Origin of the sequence: Brevibacillus sp. 1238, assembly GCF_029892995.1 — a bacterium.
GTDB classification, from domain to species: domain Bacteria; phylum Bacillota; class Bacilli; order Brevibacillales; family Brevibacillaceae; genus Brevibacillus; species Brevibacillus parabrevis.
Window position 1 is genome coordinate 130,870 of sequence record NZ_JARXWC010000004.1, and the last position, 17,104, is coordinate 147,973.

Consider the following 17,104-nt stretch of genomic DNA (forward strand, 5'->3'; position numbering starts at 1 on the left):
TTCGGTCGTACTTTTTATTTGCTGTATGGATGGTTTTTTAGGGGTGACATAGTTTGACCTGTTTGTTGCTGTTTCAGGGATGCTTCATGATTCAATGGTATGTCTGTCTTTTCTCTCTATGCAGCCGCACGGATTCTAGCATGAACTTGTCAGGTTAGCTTCTAAAGGCTGGGCTTTTTTTCAACAAAAATACACCCCTTAGGTTGCATCGGATCTACCAGGAGGTTTAATCCAATGTCTATTTTAGGAGGTGCACTTCATTGACCGATAGTTGGTCAGCGCTTTTGGTTTAGCCGCTTTTTTGTATTTATTTTGCAAAAGGACAAGACTGGTATTGCGGGTTTTAATTGCTCTTATTTTACCTCTTCGAAGTCTATGATTTTTCCCTCACTTTTTTCCGTGCTAATTTCATTCCAGCCCTCTTTATCTGTGCCTATATTTTTTGCGCCAACAGTTCGTTGAGTATCAGAGCCTTCATTATTCTTGCTATACTTATGCAAGATATTTGTACCATCCGCTTGTTTTTCCAAAATGTACATCTCATTGTTCTCTTCATCCATATAAATACTTGGCACTACATCACCGTTTGCTTGCTCAAGCATGATATTCATTACTATTTTAGCAATCCCCTTATACTCTTCACTTTTTAAAACCTCTTTGTGATCCAGCTTTTTCAAGTCGTCCAGATTAATGTCAAAGCTGCTTGCAATGTCATTGTCAACCTTTTCTTTAAACTCTGCAATTCTTTGTTTTACAATCACCATGTCATCTTGCTTGCTTGCATTTGCATAACCGATAACGGAAAACGCTAAAGCTAATGCAATTCCACTAAATAAAACCGATTTTTTCATGGTAATATCTCCTTTTCACTATATTAAGGCATCCAAATCGCATCATCGTATGAGTGATTTTCTTCTGTCAATTTATCTTCCTTTTTTGCATACTCTTCATGAAAGCTGCTTATTTCCCAATACCCTTTCTTCGTAGGATTAACTACTTTCCTTTCTCCTGTTTGTTTGACCTTATATGAATTATAATTGGTTGCTCTTTCTGTCTCACCTAGCTTCTTTGCATTGAAATAGATAGTAGACTGCACCGTAATTTTTGCACATCCCCGCTGGCGGCTACCTCCCATATCGCTTTTCCATATTCCTCCTGATTACTAATCTTTGCTTTCAAAGATTTAACATAGGAATCTTCTGTTGTTTTTGAGGAAACTTTCTTCCCGTTTCTAGTAATAATAGCAAAGGAAATGATTTGCTTAGTATCACTAGATTTTACTCTAGAGGAGATATCACGCGTAATACCATACGAAGATATTACATAATGTTTTTCTCCCCCTGCCGTAGACAGATTTCCACTGATTGACGCTTCTGATTGTGCTATCCCCATCGGAGTAGCTGCGAATGCAGTAGTGATTGTCGCCAGAACAACGCAAGAAGTAATAAAACTTGCTACAAGCTTTCTATTCAACAATACCCCTCGCTAAAAATATTTTGAAATTTTTTGCATATTAATCTTTAATTTTTCTATTTTCAACATTTTTTTCCATTTATGTTTAAGGCTTCATTAGTAAGACGATGTAGCTTGTATTTTGTTACAATCCCCACAAAAAAACTGCACACAACCGTCCATATTGAAAACGGTTTATGTGCAGCAAGTCTCTCGTGCAGCTTTTTTCGCGTCTTTTATAAGTTTTTCCATCTTTTCCATCAAATCTACTTTCTCTAGCATCTTTTGTTGTCGGAGCATCGCGAGCAGGCAAGGCCAGCTTAGTTACAGTCTTCTGTTTTTTCGGATTTGTAATATAACGAGATAACCAAATACGAACAAAAATGCAAGAGCCTTAGTTTCAATTCCGCTTGCTTTTCGGGTCTTCGATGTAACGTCGCGCCGCTGAATTTTGTCGGCGGGTGGAAGGCATGGTTTCAGTCCCCTAGCTTCTCGGGTCTCCAATGTAACGTAACTCCCCATTTGACCGTCAACAATCACCACGTAGTTTCAGTCCCCTAACTTCTCGGGTCTCCAATGTAACAAAAAGTCAGTCATACCAATGCTTAATCCTAATTTTAGTTTCAGTCCCCTAACTTCTCGGGTCTCCAATGTAACTGCTTGCGAAGCTCCTTGCACCGGAGGTGGAGCTACAGTTTCAGTCCCCTAACTTCTCGGGTCTCCAATGTAACGCGTAGTCAACGGACGGCGGCGCTTCCATGATGCCAGTTTCAGTCCCCTAACTTCTCGGGTCTCCAATGTAACTCAATCCTGAACAGTGCAATCAGTCATGTAGCTGACTGTTTCAGTCCCCTAACTTCTCGGGTCTCCAATGTAACCGACTTTGACTACCATGCTTAACCTCAATAACGCCAAGGCTTTCCCCATACTCACTGCCAACAAGAACCCGCTCTTTTTTCGAGGATTCACTTCTCGTCAAAAATCACGCCCTATCCTCGAAAATAGGCTGTACGTGTACGCATCTTGTTCATTTCTTTTTCCTCGCTACAGGGTAACCATTCGCCCTCATACTTATAATAAAACATTATCCCCCATCTCATCTATCCATTTCTTTACACGATCCAGCACCCAAACAACTTTTCATCCACAAACGCAAATATCTTTCAACCGCCACTTCCTTCATCCAACTCCCCAAACAAATCACTCTCCTTTAATACGGCAAGTCCGCTCCCGTACAAATCCCCCCTGCGTGAACAGACCACTTCATTTCATTCCATTCCGCTACAATCCCACAAAAAAACTGCACACAACCGTCCATACTGATGAAAACGGCTCATGTGCAGCAAGTCCCTCGCACAGTTGCACTCGCGTCCCCTACGAGTTTCTCCAGCTTTTCCACCAGCTCCACGCTTGCGGCTTTCTCCAACGCCTTTTGCTGTCGGAACACCGCGAGCGCGGCAAACAAAAACCCGCTTTCTGCACGGACGGCTCCGTGACGATTCCCCAAGCAGCCGTACATGCCGCCAATCTCATCTGCTTTTCACCCTCTACTCGCCTGCTCATTGCTCCCACCGCTCCTCTGTCCTTTTCTCTCTGCTTCTATCCTAGCGAAACTAGCGAAACGAAACGCTTGCTCTATGCTGCTTACGCCCCCACGCCCTGCAACAGCTTGGAAAAAATCCGCTTGATTCGCGCATCGAGCACATGGCTGCCGCCGCGGCCTCTGACGTCCTCGACCATCATCGTGACCAGCAGGCGCGGATCATCCACATTGAACACCGCGTACCAACCGTTTTCCTGTCCTTGCTCGCCCTTTTTTTGCTTTAATTCTGCGGTGCCGGTCTTGCCCGCCATGCGGATGCCCGGCACGCGCGCTCCCCGGCCTGTGCCGCGGGGGTCTTCCATCACCTGCACAAGATCGTCCCTGACGATGGCTGCCACTTGGGGCGGAATCGCTTCACGCTTCCAATACCGCTCTTTTTGCTCGCCCTGAAGCAGCGACGGGTACACGATGTTTCCCTCGTTGACAAAAGCGCTGTACACGAGCGCCAAGTGAAGCGGCGTCATTGTCACCTCGCCCTGCCCATAGCCCGAGTCTGCCAACTGGATCTCGTTTCTCATGCCGTTGTTGGCAAGCCGGGACGGATCGAGCGGATACGGGATCGGCACCGCCTCGTCAAAGCCAAGCTGCTTTCCCTGTGCCACGAACGGCTCCTCCCCGATGGACAGCGCCGCCTTGGCAAAATAAATATTGTCCGAGTAGACGAGTGCTTTTTTCAGGTCGACGGGCGCTCCGTAGTCACTCACCCGCGTCACTTCGTATGCGCCCCAGGAGGCGTCCTTTTGCCAATGCAGTCCTTTGACCGAAACAGTATCGGCTGGCGTAATCGCTCCGGTCGCAAGTCCCATTGCCGCGGTAAGCGGCTTGAAGGTAGACCCTGGCGCAAAGCCGCGGGCAAAGCGATTCAGCAAAGGCTTGCCCGGATCGTCATTGAGCTTTTTCCACTCTTCTGTCGACATGCCGAGCACAAATGCGTTTGGATCATACGATGGCGAGCTGACCAGCGCCAAAACTTCTCCCGTCGCGGGCGAAATCGCTGCGGCTGTCCCAGCATCCTGCTTGAACTCGCTGTAAATCGTTTGCTGGACAGTAGCATCGATCGTCAGGGCGAGTGGCTGCCCGTTTTTGGCGGGTTGCTCCGCCACGATTTTTTTCACCGTCCCGTCTGCACCGACAATCGCGATCCGGCCGCCTGATTCCCCGCGCAATTGCTGTTCAAAAAGCTGTTCCAGCCCCGCCTTGCCGACGATATCCGAGGTGCGGTAGCCCATGTCTTTGCGCTTTTCGTACTCCTCCTGGCTAATCGCACCCGTGTAGCCGACCAAATGAGCCGCCGCAGCCTGATACGGGTAGTACCTGACCTGCTTTTTCTGCAAAACGATGCTCGCGGTTTGTTGCAAAGTTTGCAAGCGTGCATCATCCTCCGGCAAAGTTGCGATGCGGACAAACGAGCCAGACTTCCCCGCATTGGCACTCACCACACTCATCAGGTTTGCCAGCGGTATTTGCAACAGCTTGCTGACTTGTGTCCTCCCGGCTGGAGGCGTTTTGCTCCATTCATCTGGACGAATCCCGACATCGACCACGATCCGGCTCGTAGCCAGCCTGCGTCCGGCCCGGTCCAATATTTCTCCCCGCTTCGGATACAGCGTGTTGGCGCGCACCTTATCCCCCTCCTGCATGCCGGGAAATAAAAAGGAAGGATTCCAATGGATGTACCAATCTTTTTTGTCGTTTTGCGTCTCTTTGATCAAGGTTGCTTTTCCTGTAAACGAAATCGGTTCGACGAATGTGTCCAGCTTGATCCGGTAATGGAAGTTGATTTTCCCATCCTCAGTCGGGACGACATCTCCGTTGTAAAGCGGCTCGACGAGGATCGGTTTGGCCTCGATCCCGCCGTAAATGTTCTCGTATCGCGAAACGAACTCGTCTTTTGTCACCTTTGCCTTTGTATCCAGTGAAAGCTGTTCGTACATATGTGCAAACTGCTGATTTTTCCAATTCGTCGTATAAGCGGTAAACGCCGCCTTCGCCATTTCCCCGTCCGTTTTCGGCCCTTCCTTCCAATAGTCCCAAAAAAGGAAGACAAATCCCGAAAGAATTACGAGAAAGACACTCCAAAACCATATCCAAGCCTTTTTCACCAGTTCCTCACCTTCCCTTTCCCACGATAAACCAGCCGGATTAGAGAATAAATGGAAGAAAACTGATGAAATCATCAGATCACACTCACAAACAAATGATAAGTGTCAGACAATTCAACAGGAAAAAGCGCATGGAAAAAAGGAAGACCACTGGCTCGTCTCCCTTGTTCAATCTTCCCACATATAGCCGAAGCGAGGAATCGTGGTGACCTTTTCCCCGTACTTGCCCAGCCGTTTGCGCAAACGGTACACGAGCGCATTGATTTCGGCGCGTCCCACATCCGGCACGCTATTGTCTGTGTAAATCATTCTTTCCGGCCAGATCGACACCATGATTTCCTCATAGCTGACTGCCTGATTGGCCCGTTGATACAAAAGCATCAGCAAATCCATATCTTTTCCTGTCAAATGAATCCTCGCACCATCCAGGCGAATCTCGCGCCGCTCCAGGTTGATGACCAACCCTGTCGTGGAAACAGTCGAAACCATCGATTGCACCAGCGGAAAAGAAAATTCCCTGGTCACGTCCAACTCACTGCCCTCCGCAAAAAAGACCAGCTCGACGACTCCTTTGGCAAGGCTGATCAGATCGCCGTGAAATAACGGCTGCGGCGCTTGGCGGACGCTCTGCCCGTTGACTTCTGTTCCATGCTTGCTGTCCAGATCGGAAATCGTATAGCGATTGCCGATCTTGCGGATCACGGCATGCCGTCTCGACACGTATGGGCTGGAAAAAGCGATGTCAGGCGCAAGTTGGCTCCCTCTCCGTCCAATGGTGTACTCATCCTGACGAAGAAACTGGCGTTTTTGCACAAGCTCCGGATCGCCTTTTTTGATCAGGACATAGACGCCGTCTTCCAACGTTCATCACCTCAAAAAAGAGTTGCAGCTATCCGTATTAATTACATACCAAAATACCGGAAAGTCAACCCTTTTTTCGCCTATAGTAAAAGCCGCAGGGCATGAATAGTATCAACCACTCGCAAACCCGTCTCTTAATCATAGGAGACGGGTTTTTCTATCCAGTTAAAACTAACTCAACCTCTTACTCATGGATATCAATTAATCTGTAATCACACTCATCGTACTTTGAAACAAAATAATCCCAAGCGACATTTTTTCTATTGGAAGAATGATAAGAGACAAGGGGAATATCGTATCGACCATTATTTGTGAGTTTAGTTACGATGGCAGTGTGGTTCCAGTCTCCATCGCTATCGATGTCGTATTGAACTACATCTCCTAGACTAAGCTCACTTGCGTAATCCAAATCTGACCCGAAGATCGTATACGAGTTTGTAGCTACTTCGTAGAAATCATCGACATTAATCCAACTGTTAGAGACGTCCCATCTATCACGATAATACCATTTTTTATAGTTACCTGATGTAGTACCTCTTTCGGGAATCCCACCATAATTCAGTGCTTGAGAAACAAAGTTTGTGCAATCGTTGTTCCAGGTGTAGTAATTAGGATTTGGATTTAAAGCATAATCCAAGGCATAATCAGCAGCTTCCGATCCATCGTAAGAATATGAAGCTAGGGCAGCACCTTCTGGAGCTTCAATCGATAGTTGTTTTTTTGTATTTTGTTTTTTCATTTTAGCCTTAAAATCTTTCCCCTTCTTGATTACACCCTCACTATTTAAATCCGTTTCAAGGGTGTCAGAAGACATTTTTACAATTTCAAAATCATTTGACGTTTCATTTGAGTCATTGACAAGGCTATTCTTATTCAATGATGCAGCAGGCTTATTAAGCACCACCTTCACATCATCTGCAAAACCAGACTCAATCGAGTTATTTACAACAAATTCTTGGATCAGGTAAATATGTACCTCATAGTTATCCTTGTTTTCAGTTATACCTTTCATATCATAAGACGTTTCGTAATTTGTTATTGTAAAATTTTGAACATCGTTAATATATCGAAAATAAATGGCTGTTTCTTCTATTTTATCAAACGGTAGACTGCTAAAATCTCCATTATTAATTGCTTCTTCTCTTTTTTTGAGGAAGTTATCAATCGCTTCTCGAAGTCCTGGTGTAATCTGTTTTTCGTTAACTTCTGCTTTTGCAGCGAAAGCTTGAGGTGGAGCAACACTGAATCCTAAACTTAAGGACAATGCGGCAAATACTGCAAATTTTGCTTTCATCACAAAAAACCACTCCTATTTTTCCATATATTTAAATTAATTAAATCGACTATTTATTTGTATAAGTAAATCTCTCTTTGATTACTTTCCATTCCAGATCTTCGTATACAAGAACATATTCATAGTGATTTACGCGATTTTTACCTTCACTTGTAATAACATTTTTATTCACATCGATATAATACTTACCTTCAGCAAATTGGACATTGGTATGATTTTCAGCACCTTCATCTGCCAGTTCATTTAATTGTTTGTTGTGCTTATTGATTAATTCTTTAACTGTAAGAAGCGCGCCCATATTTCCAGGTAAGTCTTTGATTTGAAAAAAAATCGTTAAAGCAATTGAAACGAGAGCAACAGCAATAATCCATTTCCTAGTTTTATTCAACATTCTTCATTCACCTCATTTTCAAGTCCTAATGTATGGGTTTGATCACATCCAAATACCATAATATAATACTTTTTCAATAAATTGGAAGTTGCGTACAGACACATATTTCTCAGTAAACATTCTTTTGTAAAATTTTTTTCTATAAAGAGTGAGGGCGGGCGACATTTTGTCTAGGATCGTTTGTTTCATTCAAAAAAAGAATAAAAACTAAAAATTATGAACATGAATGCCAAAAGGGCACCCTGTATAAAGACTACAGCGCACCATAAAGGCTCATATTTAAAAACCAGTTAATATTCGGACTAAAACTATTTTTGCTCCTACTTTCAATGACTACTCAACTCGTATAATCGTAGTTTTTTCGCCGCCGCTTGGTCCCGACAATGACAGCTATCTCGTTCACGCCATCTATCTTTCATGCTTGCTTGCAATCTATCACGAACAACGCTTGAGCGCCGCCAGCTGTTTCGGCTCGATCACCAACAGATGGCAAACTCCGTTGGGCACGAACCATTTGTACGCCGTTCCTTTTGGTATGACGAGCAATTCGCCAGCCTCGATCCAAATATTGCGCTCATGGGACATCAATAGCAATCTTCCGTTTACGACGAGAATCATTTCGTCCTTGTGGTCGTGCTGCTGCCAGGGATATTCTCCCGAAAGCTGCTCCAGCTTGATCGCCGAATCGTTCAGCTCCCCTACGACCGTTGAACGTAAAGACTGTTGTATCCACGAAAATTGTTCTGTCAGATTTATCTTCTCCATGATGGATCTCTCCCCTTTGTCCCCAAGATAATACAAAAGACGAGGAGGGAAAATAGAAACGATCTGATAGAGTTATGATAAACAAAATCACAAAACGATGATAAGCGGCAAAAAATTCAATCAACAGAGTCAGCCGATTGGGATTGGGGCGTGCCGAATCGTTTGGCATTTCTTGCGCGGGCGCGTTCGATTTCCGTCTCGCGGTTGCGCGGCTCGGCGTTTGTCACCAATGAATCGAGCAAAGTCTGGGCGACTGCTGTTACCTCTTTGACCGCCCGCTGAAACGCCTCTTCGTTTGCTTTGGAGGGCGTGTTGAAGCCCGAGAGCTTTCTCACAAACTGCAGCGCGGCTGCCTGAACCTCATCTTCGGTAGCGGGAGGGGAGAAATTGAACAAGGTTTTAATATTTCGGCACATGGCGATCTCCTTTGGCAGAATGTCTTTTTCGCTCATCATACAACATACACAGTGAAGTCGGTCAAGCGCCGCCTATGAAAAAAACGGACGCCTGAAAAGCATCCGTTTTTTGCTCGTGCCCGCTTTTGCTATTTTTGGTTCTTTTGCAAAATATCTGCCGCTACCTGCTCGATCATCGCCTTTTTCCCGAGGGCAAAAAACGCTTCGTTGTAGCTCTGTTTTGTAGTGACGCGGTACACCTTGCCGTTTTTCTTCGCCTTCATATTGTTCCAGATCGCGGTATCTTCCAGCACATTGTGCTCGGAATCGGCGAGCAGCACGATATGGTCGGGATTGAGCGTCGACAGTCCCTCCAGGTCCGTCTCCTTGCCTCCCCACGGATCTGGCTCCGGTATTCCCGCCGCTTTCGGCAGCTTCAAGTCGGAGAAAATCATGTCAGCCAGCCCGGTTTTCGCGTAGAGGCGAATCCCTTTTTGCGTCGCTTCGATCACTGCGAACGATTCCTCTTTGGTAGTTGCCACAATCTGATCGTGCAGCTGCTTCGCATGGTCATCGTACGCTTTCAGCCATTCGTCCATCTGCTGTTTTTTCCCGAGCGTATTCGCCACAAAGTCGAACCGCTCGCGAAACGCGTTGAAACCGTAAGGCACGCGCACGGTCGGGGCAATTTTGTTCAACTGCTCGTAAATTTTTTCCTGGGCCGGACCCACGAGAATCAGATCGGGATTGGTTGCGGCGATCGCCTCGACACTTACCTCATTTTGAAACCAGCCCGCCACGGTCACGTCTTTTCCCAGCTCTTTTTGCAAAATCGGCGTCAAATCCATCGGGCTTTCATACTGGCTGTTCGCGGTCAGCACGGGACGAATGCCAAGCGCCAACAGCTCCTCAGTCGATCCAGATACGTCCGCGATTCTTTGCGGATTGGCCGGGATGGTTACTTCGCCTGCTGCATCCTTGACTGTCCGCGTTTCTGCTGTTTGCGCAGCCGGCTTATCTGCTGGCGCTTGTCCGCCTTGTCCTCCTGCACTGTTGTCAGCAGCTTGGCTGCATCCCCCTACAAGTAACGCCAAACCGAGCAATCCCGCGATCCAGCCGTGCTTTCTTTTTGCCATACCTTCCGTCAGCCTCCATCATCTGTGATAATAATTCTCAACAACTACGCTTGATCGTACCTTTGCCAGCTGTTTGCAACTACCGGACGAGGGCGAAAACTACGGTTGGCGGGATAATAGAAAAAAGCGAGAGACATCGCTCCCGCTTTTTTCGCTACAAAATATACCTGCCCCGCTTCACATCGGACGGATTCATTCCGTACTGTTTGCGGAACGCTTCGGAAAAGTGACTGAAGTTGGAAAAGCCGACCGACAACGCTACCTGGCTGACATTCATCTCGCCCAAGCGCAGCAGTTCCAGCGCTTTTTCCAGGCGCTTTTCCCGCAAGTACGCGAAGACGCTCGTGCCAAACTCCTCTTTGAAGCCGATTTTCAGCTTGTATTCGTTCAACTGCGCCATGCGTGCCAGCTCGATCAAGGAAGGCGGCGCCTCCATATTCGCCAGCAAAATTTCTCTGGCGCTATGAATTTTTTCCCGATCGCTGCGGGACAAAAAGGGTCGGGTGACTTCCGCCTCTCGCTCAAACAGCAGCATGTCGAAGGCGTGCGCAGCGATTTCCAGCGTTTTGCCTTCCGCATGAAGCCGCCGCAATCTGGGCTGAGACGCAGGCGGCGCGATCAGCTGCTGGAGCCGCATCATCAAATCTGGCCGAAGCGGCATGCGGAACATGCGAAAAGGACGGTTGCCCAACAAGCTTTCAAACGTATACGGCGTCCCTTCGTCGATTTGCGCAAGCCATTCGTTGAACAGCTCGACGGAAATCCCGATCGCTACCGAACGAAACGGCGCTTGGGCCATATAGCAAAAGTCGGCTTGAAAATCCCGCATCAATTGCAGCGAGCAGCTGTCCGGAACGAGATCGTGCTGGGAACCGCCCGAAACCGCTACCTCCCCCGTTCCTTGCAAGCAAAAGCTCAGCTCCACCATGGCGGCTTCCGAGCGAAAACGCATGGCGTGATCATCCTGAAAACGATGGAAGGAATCGACAATCTCCAGTCCAGGACGAGGCATCATTCTGTTGATGTATCCGTTCCAACCGGACAAGTCATCCCCCGCCATCTCCGTCCCGATGTCATCAAGCCGAATGTTCGGCAGCGCGTCAATATAACTGTCGTAGATGGAATGAATGGATGTGGCATGCATGGCAATCTCCCGGTTTTGATTTTGTTGAAAACGATTCTTGTTCTCATCATATAGAAAAAAGCAATGCCTTGGCAACCTTTTCGGTGTAGCGCGATTGCCTCGGCAGTTGAATCGGCTAGTGCAGCAGATTCAGCAAGATCGTCAGCGTCCCTACACTGAACACGGTCGTGACCAGGACACTGCTGGAAACAAATTGCGGACGCATGTTGAACTGGATCGCGTAAATCGCTGTCGTCGCAGCAGACGGCATCGCTGCGAGTATGACCAGCACTTTTTGCAGCAAAGGGTCAATCGGGAAAAACAGACAGATCACGTAAGCGAGCACAGGCGAAGCGATCAGCCGAATGACACTGGCGGCACTCAGTCCTTGCCACTCCAAGGCTTTGGACGATACGTTGGCAAGCTGCATCCCGAGAATCAGCATGACGACCGGAATCGCTGCCTGCGCCACGAGATCAATCGCCTGATAGTAGCCAGCTGGAATCACGACATTGCCTTGTTGCAGCAAAATCGCCAGCACAACCGCGTAGTTGGAAGGCTGCTTGAAAATCGCCCGAATCGCCGTGCCCGCGCCACCCCCGCCCCGCGAAGCGAAGTAGACGCCGAATACCCCCATGATGATCGAATGAAAAACCATGATTTGGACCGCATACGTAAACCCGGCCTCCCCGTAAGCAAACAAAATGATCGGAGTCCCGTAGTTCCCGCTGTTCATGAAGGCGGTGGAAAGCATCAGGGCGCTCTCCTGCGATTTGTCGTAGCGAAACAGGCGAGCCGTAAGCTGGGTGAGCACGATCAGCGCTCCGAGCAGCAACAGCGAGATGACGACGATGTAAAACAATTGCAGATCAAGCTCGGTCTTGTAAAACGTGCGAAAGACAAGCGCCGTGGTCAACACGTAGATCGCCAGCGACGAAATCGGCTTCAAATCCATTCGGAACTTGCGCTGAAGAATGTAGCCCGACAAAAAGATCAGCAAGACAGGCAAGATCACTTCGAGAAAAATCATGGTTCATACCCACTTCTTCCATAGAAATGCGAAATTACGAATAGTATATCAAATCGCTCGCCAAAAAAGCCGATTCCCCGTTATTTTCTGACAGAGAATCGGCTGAACCGTGCTATATGCGATTTTCTGCCACAAAGCGCTCGACATCAGCCAGCGCTGGCAGCGCCGGAATCGCGCCCGTCCGCGTGGTGGTGAGCGCTCCTGCCGCATTGGCGAAGCGAACCATACGTGTCAGCGTGTCATTGTCCATGGAGCGAAGCGGCTGCTTGGCTTCCAGCACCTGATAAAGCAAGCCCCCCAAAAACGCGTCTCCTGCCCCGGTCGTATCGACAGCATCGACCGCGTAGCCTGGAACCATCCCCTGCTCTTTTTCCGTTCGGAAGTAACAGCCCGCTTTGCCGCGAGTGACGAAGATCGCCTGATTGCGGCAAGTTTCCATCAGCCATTCTGTCCCCTCCGCCAAGCCGCTTGCCGGAGCGAGCAGCTCCAGCTCCTCTTCCGACAGCTTGACGATGTCCGCTTGTCTGATCCCGTGCAGCGCCATTGCCTTCGCCTGTTCCATGTCCGGCCACAAGCTTTCGCGAATGTTTGGATCAAACGATACGAGCAGCTTGTGTCTTTTCGCTATATCTACAGCCTTCCAGGTTGCGCTGCGCGCTGGTTCATGGGTCAAAGACAAGGAGCCGAAATGAAACAGCCTTGCTTGCGCGATCATTTCCTCATCTATGTCCGCCTCGCGAAGCTGCGTATCTGCTCCGGGGTTGCGGGCAAACGAAAACGAGCGCTCGCCACTCGCGTCGATGTGTACAAAGGCGAGCGTGGTCAAGGCAGCATCCGTCAGGACAAGCCCGTCAGTCCCGATCTCCAGGTCCATCAGCGTCTGCTTCAGAAAGCGGCCGAACGCATCGTTTCCGACTGCGCCGAGAAAAGCTGTCTTTTTATGAAACCGCGACAAAGCCGCAAGCACATTTGCCACTGCTCCGCCCGGATTTTGTTCATACGCCATTTTCCCCGGTTCGGGATGGGGCATCGGCGTGAAATCAATCAAAAGCTCGCCGCAGGCAACAACATCAAGCATTTGTCTGTCTCCTTTTCGTCTCTCGTCTCGCAAGCAACTTCAAGTACACCGTCATCCCTGCTTGGGCAAAAACAGCTCGGACGCCGTGTAAAGCGCCGGAGCGCCACCCGTGTGCAGAAAAAGCACATGGTCATCCTGCGAAAAGCGCCCCTCGCGAATCAGCCCGATCAACCCCGCCATCGCTTTGCCCGTGTAAACCGGGTCGAGCAAAATTCCTTCTGTGCGGGCGACGAGCTGCACGGCTTCGACCATTTCCTCTGTCGGAATCGCATAGCCTGGCCCGACAAAGCGATCTTCGCACTGCACCACATCTGCCTGGATCGTCGCTTGCAGACCGACCTCGGCGGCGGTGCGCGCAAGCAGCTCCTGTACTTTCGCTTCCTGGGCGGCGCGGTCGCGGCTGACATTGACGCCAATCACTTTGGCAGACGATTGTCTCGCCAAAAACCCGGCGATCAGACCCGCTTGCGTCCCGCCACTGCCTGTTGCCGTCACCACGTAATCAAACGGAGTGCAGCTCTCCCACGCTTGCTGCTCGATTTCCTCTGCGCACGCCATGTAGCCAAGCGAGCCGATCTCGTTGGAGCCGCCAACCGGAATCAGGTACGGCTTCCTGCCTGCTTCTCGCAGACTGTCCGCCAGCTTTTCCATCGCCGCAAGCATATCGCCGTCTGCGGGAATGACCTCGATCTGTTTGGCGCCAAGCAAATGAAACAACAGATGGTTCCCGCCCGCCTGCGGATTGTAGTCGCCTGTCTCGGGCGCCGACAAAACGAGCTGGCAACGCAGCCCTTCGCGAACCGCCGCAGCCAGTGTCAGACGGCAATGATTCGATTGGACAGCGCCGCACGTAATCAGTGTATCTGCGCCTTGCCGGATCGCGTCGGCAACCAAATACTCCAGCTTTCGCGTCTTGTTGCCACCAGCCGTCAAGCCGAGCAAGTCGTCGCGCTTGATGGAAATGTGCGGGCCGCCCAGCACCTGCGACAGCCTCTCCAGACGCTCGATCGGCGTCGGGCCTTGCGTATATTTTCTGCGTTCATAGCGAATCGGCTTCATTTTATTGCCTCCTTCAAGCCTGTTTGCGTATGAATACGATCTGGCTACCGCCGATTCCTCCCTTGCCTGGCGAGTTTCCCGATTCCCGGTTGCTTTTTCCATTGACGAAGAAGGCGCGATCCATTACCATGATCTAGTCATTTTTATGAAATTCATCCAATTTTAGCGAAGGTGTTTTTCGATGCACGCAACGGCATTTTTGCCATGATCTGGATACCGCACTTCCGCCTGTCCAAACGGGTGAAAAACACGTTTGTTCGCTAGACGCAATCGAACAAACCGGAAAGGAGGGCTTCCTTTTGCCAAAATGGCTGTTTCTGCTTTTTGCCAGCTACCTGTTTTACAGTCTGCCTGCCATGCTCGGCTTCGGCGTAGCCATCCAATTCGCGCCGGGAGCCACTCCGCTTGAAATGGCATCAGCCTACGTCTACGACGGAATTGTCGCTGACTTTTGGCCAAAGCTGTGGAAGGCGGCTCTTACCACCCTGATTATATGGCTGCTCCTGCGAAAAAAGCGCCAGGCGTAAATCGGCATAATCCCCTCGTTGTTCATCTTCCGTTCATCTTCTTTTCCTACACTCAACCGTGTAGACAATCAAGAAGCGAATGGGAGATGATTTTTTATGCTAGTATGGGCTGTCATTTTCATCAATTTGGCGCTCGCCTCGTATACAATCGGAGTCTGGTCGGAGCACCGTGCCAAGGAGCTTGCCTGGAAGCACTTCGTCTTTTTTGGCCTGGGGCTTGTCTTCGATACAGTCGGAACGGCTTTCATGAAGCTGCTCGCCGACGGCAATTCGCTGAATTTGCACGGGATTACCGGGCTGGTCGCGCTGATCCTGATGTTTTTGCACACCGCCTGGGCCGGCTTCGTCCTCTGGAAAAAGCAAGACCGCCAACGCAAGCAGTTCCACAAATTCAGTCTGTTTGTATGGGTGCTCTGGCTGGTCCCTTATTCCATCGGTGTCGCTTTAAGCTTTACACGCTAACCAATCAAATACTTGCCAAACAGGTTGTCTTCGGATAACCTGTTTTTGTTTTCCGAAAATCTCTCCCCCATCGCCACACGCTCCCTACAGGCTGCCTTTTTGCCGTCCGAGAGATTAGACTTCGCGAATTGCGGGTAAAGATTTACAGCAAGAGCTTTCAGAAACAGAAAAAAGGAGTTTGGCATGGGGAAAAGAAGAACCTATACGCTTCGCTTTATTATGGAAATGCTCGTTGTGTTTTCTGTCCTCGCGACAATTTTGATTGAGGTCATTTCTTCTCTTCATGTCAATCGCACCTCGCTCTCCACCAACTACCTGGAAAACAACTACCAGTACGCGAAGAAGCTGGCGAGAAACACAGCAGACATATTGACCGTCCTGCAAAACAACGTCGACACGATTGCCAGACAAGCTGGCGAGAAGCCGCTCGTAGAGAAAGACTTGGACGACTGGTATGCGGCCAACAGACAAAATTTTCATTCCTTGTTCATCACAGACGCTGAAGGTCACATCCAGAAAGTCAGCCCGCTGAAATCCGGCGTTGCCCTCGGAACGTTGCTGACCTCGCATGCTGTGAGACTGGCGTTGATCCAAAAGAAACCGCTGATCTCCGAGCCTTACCGTGCGGTGTCGGGCCGGCTGATTTTGATGATTTCTTCGCCGATTTTTGACAAACAGGGAGTGTACCAAGGCTTTGCGGGCGGAACGATTTATTTGGAAGAATCGAATGTGCTCAACCGGACCTTGAAGGAACACTTTTATGGGGACGGTTCCTACGTATATGTGGTCGATCAGCAAGGGAGGCTCATTTTCCACCCCGAAACAAAGCGCCTCGGAGAAACCGTGCTATTGAATCCCGCCATCCAGCAAGCTCTCGCGGGCAAAAGCGGCTACCAGCAAATCGTCAACAGCAAGGGCAAATCGTATTTTGCCGGATATACGACCGAAAGCGTCAGCGGCTGGATTATCGTCTCCCAGACGCCGACCTCTGTCATTGACGAGTCGAATCACAAGCTGCTCCACAATCTGTTGATGACTTCCTTGCCTTTTTTGCTGCTCACGCTTGGCATCGTCTGGTTGATTGCCAAAAACATCAATACCGCGCTGTCCAAATTAACCCACATTTCCGATGAGTCTGGCGGAATGGACTGTCCTGCCGAGCTTACGACCACCTCCAAAATTTACGAGGTGCAAAAGCTGTACCAAAGCACGCGGCTGGCACTTCGCCAGATGAACCGCAAGCTGCGGCAGCTGCAATCCGAAGTGGAGAAGGACGGATTGACCGGACTTGCCAATCGCAAAACGTTCGATGCCTGCTTGCAAGATGCTTTGCGCAGCGAAATTCCGTTTTCCCTCATTCTGCTCGACGTCGATCGGTTCAAAAGGATTAATGATGCTTTCGGCCATGTCACAGGTGACGAGGTTTTGAAACAAGTCGCCCAAACGATGCTGGATACGACGCGCGAAGACGACTTCTGCTTCCGCTACGGAGGGGAAGAGTTCGGCATTTTGCTGCAAGGAGATCGGCATCTGTTCGCCTATCAAATCGCCGAGCGGCTGCGGCAAATGATTGAAGCGCTCGACAATCCGACGGGACATCCGGTGACGATCTCGCTAGGAATTGCCAGCTATCCGCTGCACGGTACGGAAGCGCTCGACATCATCACCTGCGCGGATCAGGCGCTGTATCAATCCAAAGCGGCCGGGCGAAATCGGACGACGAGCTTTCGGCTCGGCATCGAATCGCTTCAACCGTAGACGCGAACGAGCAGCACGGTCACATCCCATTTCATGAAAAACGTACGTCTCGACGTTTTTCACAGCAA

18 protein-coding genes and 1 CRISPR repeat array are annotated in these 17,104 nt (G+C 49.3%); of the genes, 4 read left to right on the forward strand and 14 right to left on the reverse strand.

Translation table 11 applies throughout. From position 1 onward, the window contains the following. Positions 1–353: 353 nt before the first annotated feature. The 14 genes from M2298_RS11495 to cuyA all read right to left on the reverse strand — a co-directional run bounded on the left by M2298_RS11495 (position 354) and on the right by cuyA (position 14,289). Positions 354–851: a hypothetical protein gene (locus M2298_RS11495; protein ID WP_122964617.1), complete on the reverse strand. Its 498-nt coding sequence runs from the start codon at positions 849–851 to the stop codon at positions 354–356. A gap of 208 nt (positions 852–1,059) precedes the next feature. After that, positions 1,060–1,473, reverse strand: a complete 414-nt coding sequence (locus M2298_RS11500) for a hypothetical protein (RefSeq protein WP_280648541.1) — start codon at positions 1,471–1,473, stop codon at positions 1,060–1,062. 452 nt (positions 1,474–1,925) lie between these two features. Then, a CRISPR array of direct repeats spans positions 1,926–2,330; the repeat unit is 37 nt; unit sequence GTTTCAGTCCCCTAACTTCTCGGGTCTCCAATGTAAC. A gap of 455 nt (positions 2,331–2,785) precedes the next feature. Beyond that, positions 2,786–2,971, reverse strand: a complete 186-nt coding sequence (locus M2298_RS11505) for a hypothetical protein (RefSeq protein ID WP_280648542.1) — start codon at positions 2,969–2,971, stop codon at positions 2,786–2,788. 125 nt (positions 2,972–3,096) lie between these two features. After that, positions 3,097–5,157 carry a penicillin-binding transpeptidase domain-containing protein gene (locus M2298_RS11510; RefSeq protein ID WP_280648543.1) on the reverse strand — a complete coding sequence of 687 codons (2,061 nt, stop codon included), beginning with the start codon at positions 5,155–5,157 and terminating at the stop codon, positions 3,097–3,099. A gap of 168 nt (positions 5,158–5,325) precedes the next feature. Then, the gene (locus tag M2298_RS11515; RefSeq protein WP_122964613.1) at positions 5,326–6,018 is read right to left on the reverse strand and encodes an FHA domain-containing protein; all 693 of its coding nucleotides are present in this window, start codon (positions 6,016–6,018) and stop codon (positions 5,326–5,328) included. Between the two features lie 184 nt (positions 6,019–6,202). Continuing rightward, positions 6,203–7,312, reverse strand: a complete 1,110-nt coding sequence (locus M2298_RS11520; protein WP_280648618.1) for an amidase domain-containing protein — start codon at positions 7,310–7,312, stop codon at positions 6,203–6,205. A gap of 49 nt (positions 7,313–7,361) precedes the next feature. Next, complete coding sequence (locus M2298_RS11525; protein ID WP_280648544.1) at positions 7,362–7,703, reverse strand: hypothetical protein; 342 nt, start codon at positions 7,701–7,703, stop codon at positions 7,362–7,364. Between the two features lie 435 nt (positions 7,704–8,138). Continuing rightward, a complete protein-coding gene (locus M2298_RS11530; RefSeq protein ID WP_122964612.1) occupies positions 8,139–8,468 on the reverse strand; it encodes a cupin domain-containing protein in 330 nt (109 codons plus the stop codon). A 116-nt stretch (positions 8,469–8,584) separates the two neighbouring features. Continuing rightward, the gene (locus M2298_RS11535) at positions 8,585–8,884 is read right to left on the reverse strand and encodes a DUF2277 domain-containing protein (RefSeq protein ID WP_122964750.1); all 300 of its coding nucleotides are present in this window, start codon (positions 8,882–8,884) and stop codon (positions 8,585–8,587) included. A gap of 128 nt (positions 8,885–9,012) precedes the next feature. Continuing rightward, positions 9,013–9,999: an ABC transporter substrate-binding protein gene (locus tag M2298_RS11540; protein WP_173597540.1), complete on the reverse strand. Its 987-nt coding sequence runs from the start codon at positions 9,997–9,999 to the stop codon at positions 9,013–9,015. Between the two features lie 154 nt (positions 10,000–10,153). Next, complete coding sequence (locus M2298_RS11545; RefSeq protein ID WP_173599254.1) at positions 10,154–11,143, reverse strand: helix-turn-helix transcriptional regulator; 990 nt, start codon at positions 11,141–11,143, stop codon at positions 10,154–10,156. Positions 11,144–11,258: 115 nt separating this feature from the next. Further along, the gene (locus M2298_RS11550) at positions 11,259–12,152 is read right to left on the reverse strand and encodes an AEC family transporter (RefSeq protein ID WP_122964609.1); all 894 of its coding nucleotides are present in this window, start codon (positions 12,150–12,152) and stop codon (positions 11,259–11,261) included. A gap of 112 nt (positions 12,153–12,264) precedes the next feature. Further along, entirely contained in the window at positions 12,265–13,230 is a 966-nt protein-coding gene (locus tag M2298_RS11555) for a carbohydrate kinase family protein (RefSeq protein ID WP_217022267.1), read from the reverse strand. Between the two features lie 51 nt (positions 13,231–13,281). Then, positions 13,282–14,289 (reverse strand): D-cysteate sulfo-lyase, encoded by a 1,008-nt coding sequence (cuyA, locus tag M2298_RS11560; RefSeq protein ID WP_173599257.1) that lies wholly within the window; start codon positions 14,287–14,289, stop codon positions 13,282–13,284. 171 nt (positions 14,290–14,460) lie between these two features. Between cuyA and M2298_RS28250 the strand changes: the two genes are divergently transcribed. From M2298_RS28250 to M2298_RS11575, 4 genes are all read left to right on the forward strand, one after another. Continuing rightward, positions 14,461–14,553, forward strand: coding sequence for a DUF2569 family protein (locus M2298_RS28250; protein ID WP_481752853.1), 93 nt, complete (start codon positions 14,461–14,463; stop codon positions 14,551–14,553). 35 nt (positions 14,554–14,588) lie between these two features. Beyond that, positions 14,589–14,816: a hypothetical protein gene (locus M2298_RS11565; protein ID WP_173597536.1), complete on the forward strand. Its 228-nt coding sequence runs from the start codon at positions 14,589–14,591 to the stop codon at positions 14,814–14,816. Positions 14,817–14,912: 96 nt separating this feature from the next. Further along, positions 14,913–15,278, forward strand: coding sequence for an HsmA family protein (locus M2298_RS11570; RefSeq protein ID WP_122964604.1), 366 nt, complete (start codon positions 14,913–14,915; stop codon positions 15,276–15,278). Between the two features lie 183 nt (positions 15,279–15,461). Then, positions 15,462–17,036 carry a sensor domain-containing diguanylate cyclase gene (locus M2298_RS11575; protein WP_217022265.1) on the forward strand — a complete coding sequence of 525 codons (1,575 nt, stop codon included), beginning with the start codon at positions 15,462–15,464 and terminating at the stop codon, positions 17,034–17,036. Positions 17,037–17,104: the final 68 nt, after the last annotated feature.

What these genes read in the sequence shown, in the direction of transcription:
- M2298_RS11550 (WP_122964609.1), bottom strand. Translation starts at nt 12,152, where the DNA reads ATGATTTTTCTCGAAGTGATCTTGCCTGTCTTGCTGATCTTTTTGTCG.
- cuyA (WP_173599257.1), bottom strand. Translation starts at nt 14,289, where the DNA reads ATGAAGCCGATTCGCTATGAACGCAGAAAATATACGCAAGGCCCGACG.
- M2298_RS11520 (WP_280648618.1), bottom strand. Translation starts at nt 7,312, where the DNA reads ATGAAAGCAAAATTTGCAGTATTTGCCGCATTGTCCTTAAGTTTAGGA.
- M2298_RS11575 (WP_217022265.1), top strand. Translation starts at nt 15,462, where the DNA reads ATGGGGAAAAGAAGAACCTATACGCTTCGCTTTATTATGGAAATGCTC.
- M2298_RS11570 (WP_122964604.1), top strand. Translation starts at nt 14,913, where the DNA reads ATGCTAGTATGGGCTGTCATTTTCATCAATTTGGCGCTCGCCTCGTAT.
- M2298_RS11535 (WP_122964750.1), bottom strand. Translation starts at nt 8,884, where the DNA reads ATGTGCCGAAATATTAAAACCTTGTTCAATTTCTCCCCTCCCGCTACC.
- M2298_RS11495 (WP_122964617.1), bottom strand. Translation starts at nt 851, where the DNA reads ATGAAAAAATCGGTTTTATTTAGTGGAATTGCATTAGCTTTAGCGTTT.
- M2298_RS11505 (WP_280648542.1), bottom strand. Translation starts at nt 2,971, where the DNA reads ATGTACGGCTGCTTGGGGAATCGTCACGGAGCCGTCCGTGCAGAAAGC.
- M2298_RS11530 (WP_122964612.1), bottom strand. Translation starts at nt 8,468, where the DNA reads ATGGAGAAGATAAATCTGACAGAACAATTTTCGTGGATACAACAGTCT.
- M2298_RS11555 (WP_217022267.1), bottom strand. Translation starts at nt 13,230, where the DNA reads ATGCTTGATGTTGTTGCCTGCGGCGAGCTTTTGATTGATTTCACGCCG.
- M2298_RS11540 (WP_173597540.1), bottom strand. Translation starts at nt 9,999, where the DNA reads ATGGCAAAAAGAAAGCACGGCTGGATCGCGGGATTGCTCGGTTTGGCG.
- M2298_RS11525 (WP_280648544.1), bottom strand. Translation starts at nt 7,703, where the DNA reads ATGTTGAATAAAACTAGGAAATGGATTATTGCTGTTGCTCTCGTTTCA.
- M2298_RS11545 (WP_173599254.1), bottom strand. Translation starts at nt 11,143, where the DNA reads ATGCATGCCACATCCATTCATTCCATCTACGACAGTTATATTGACGCG.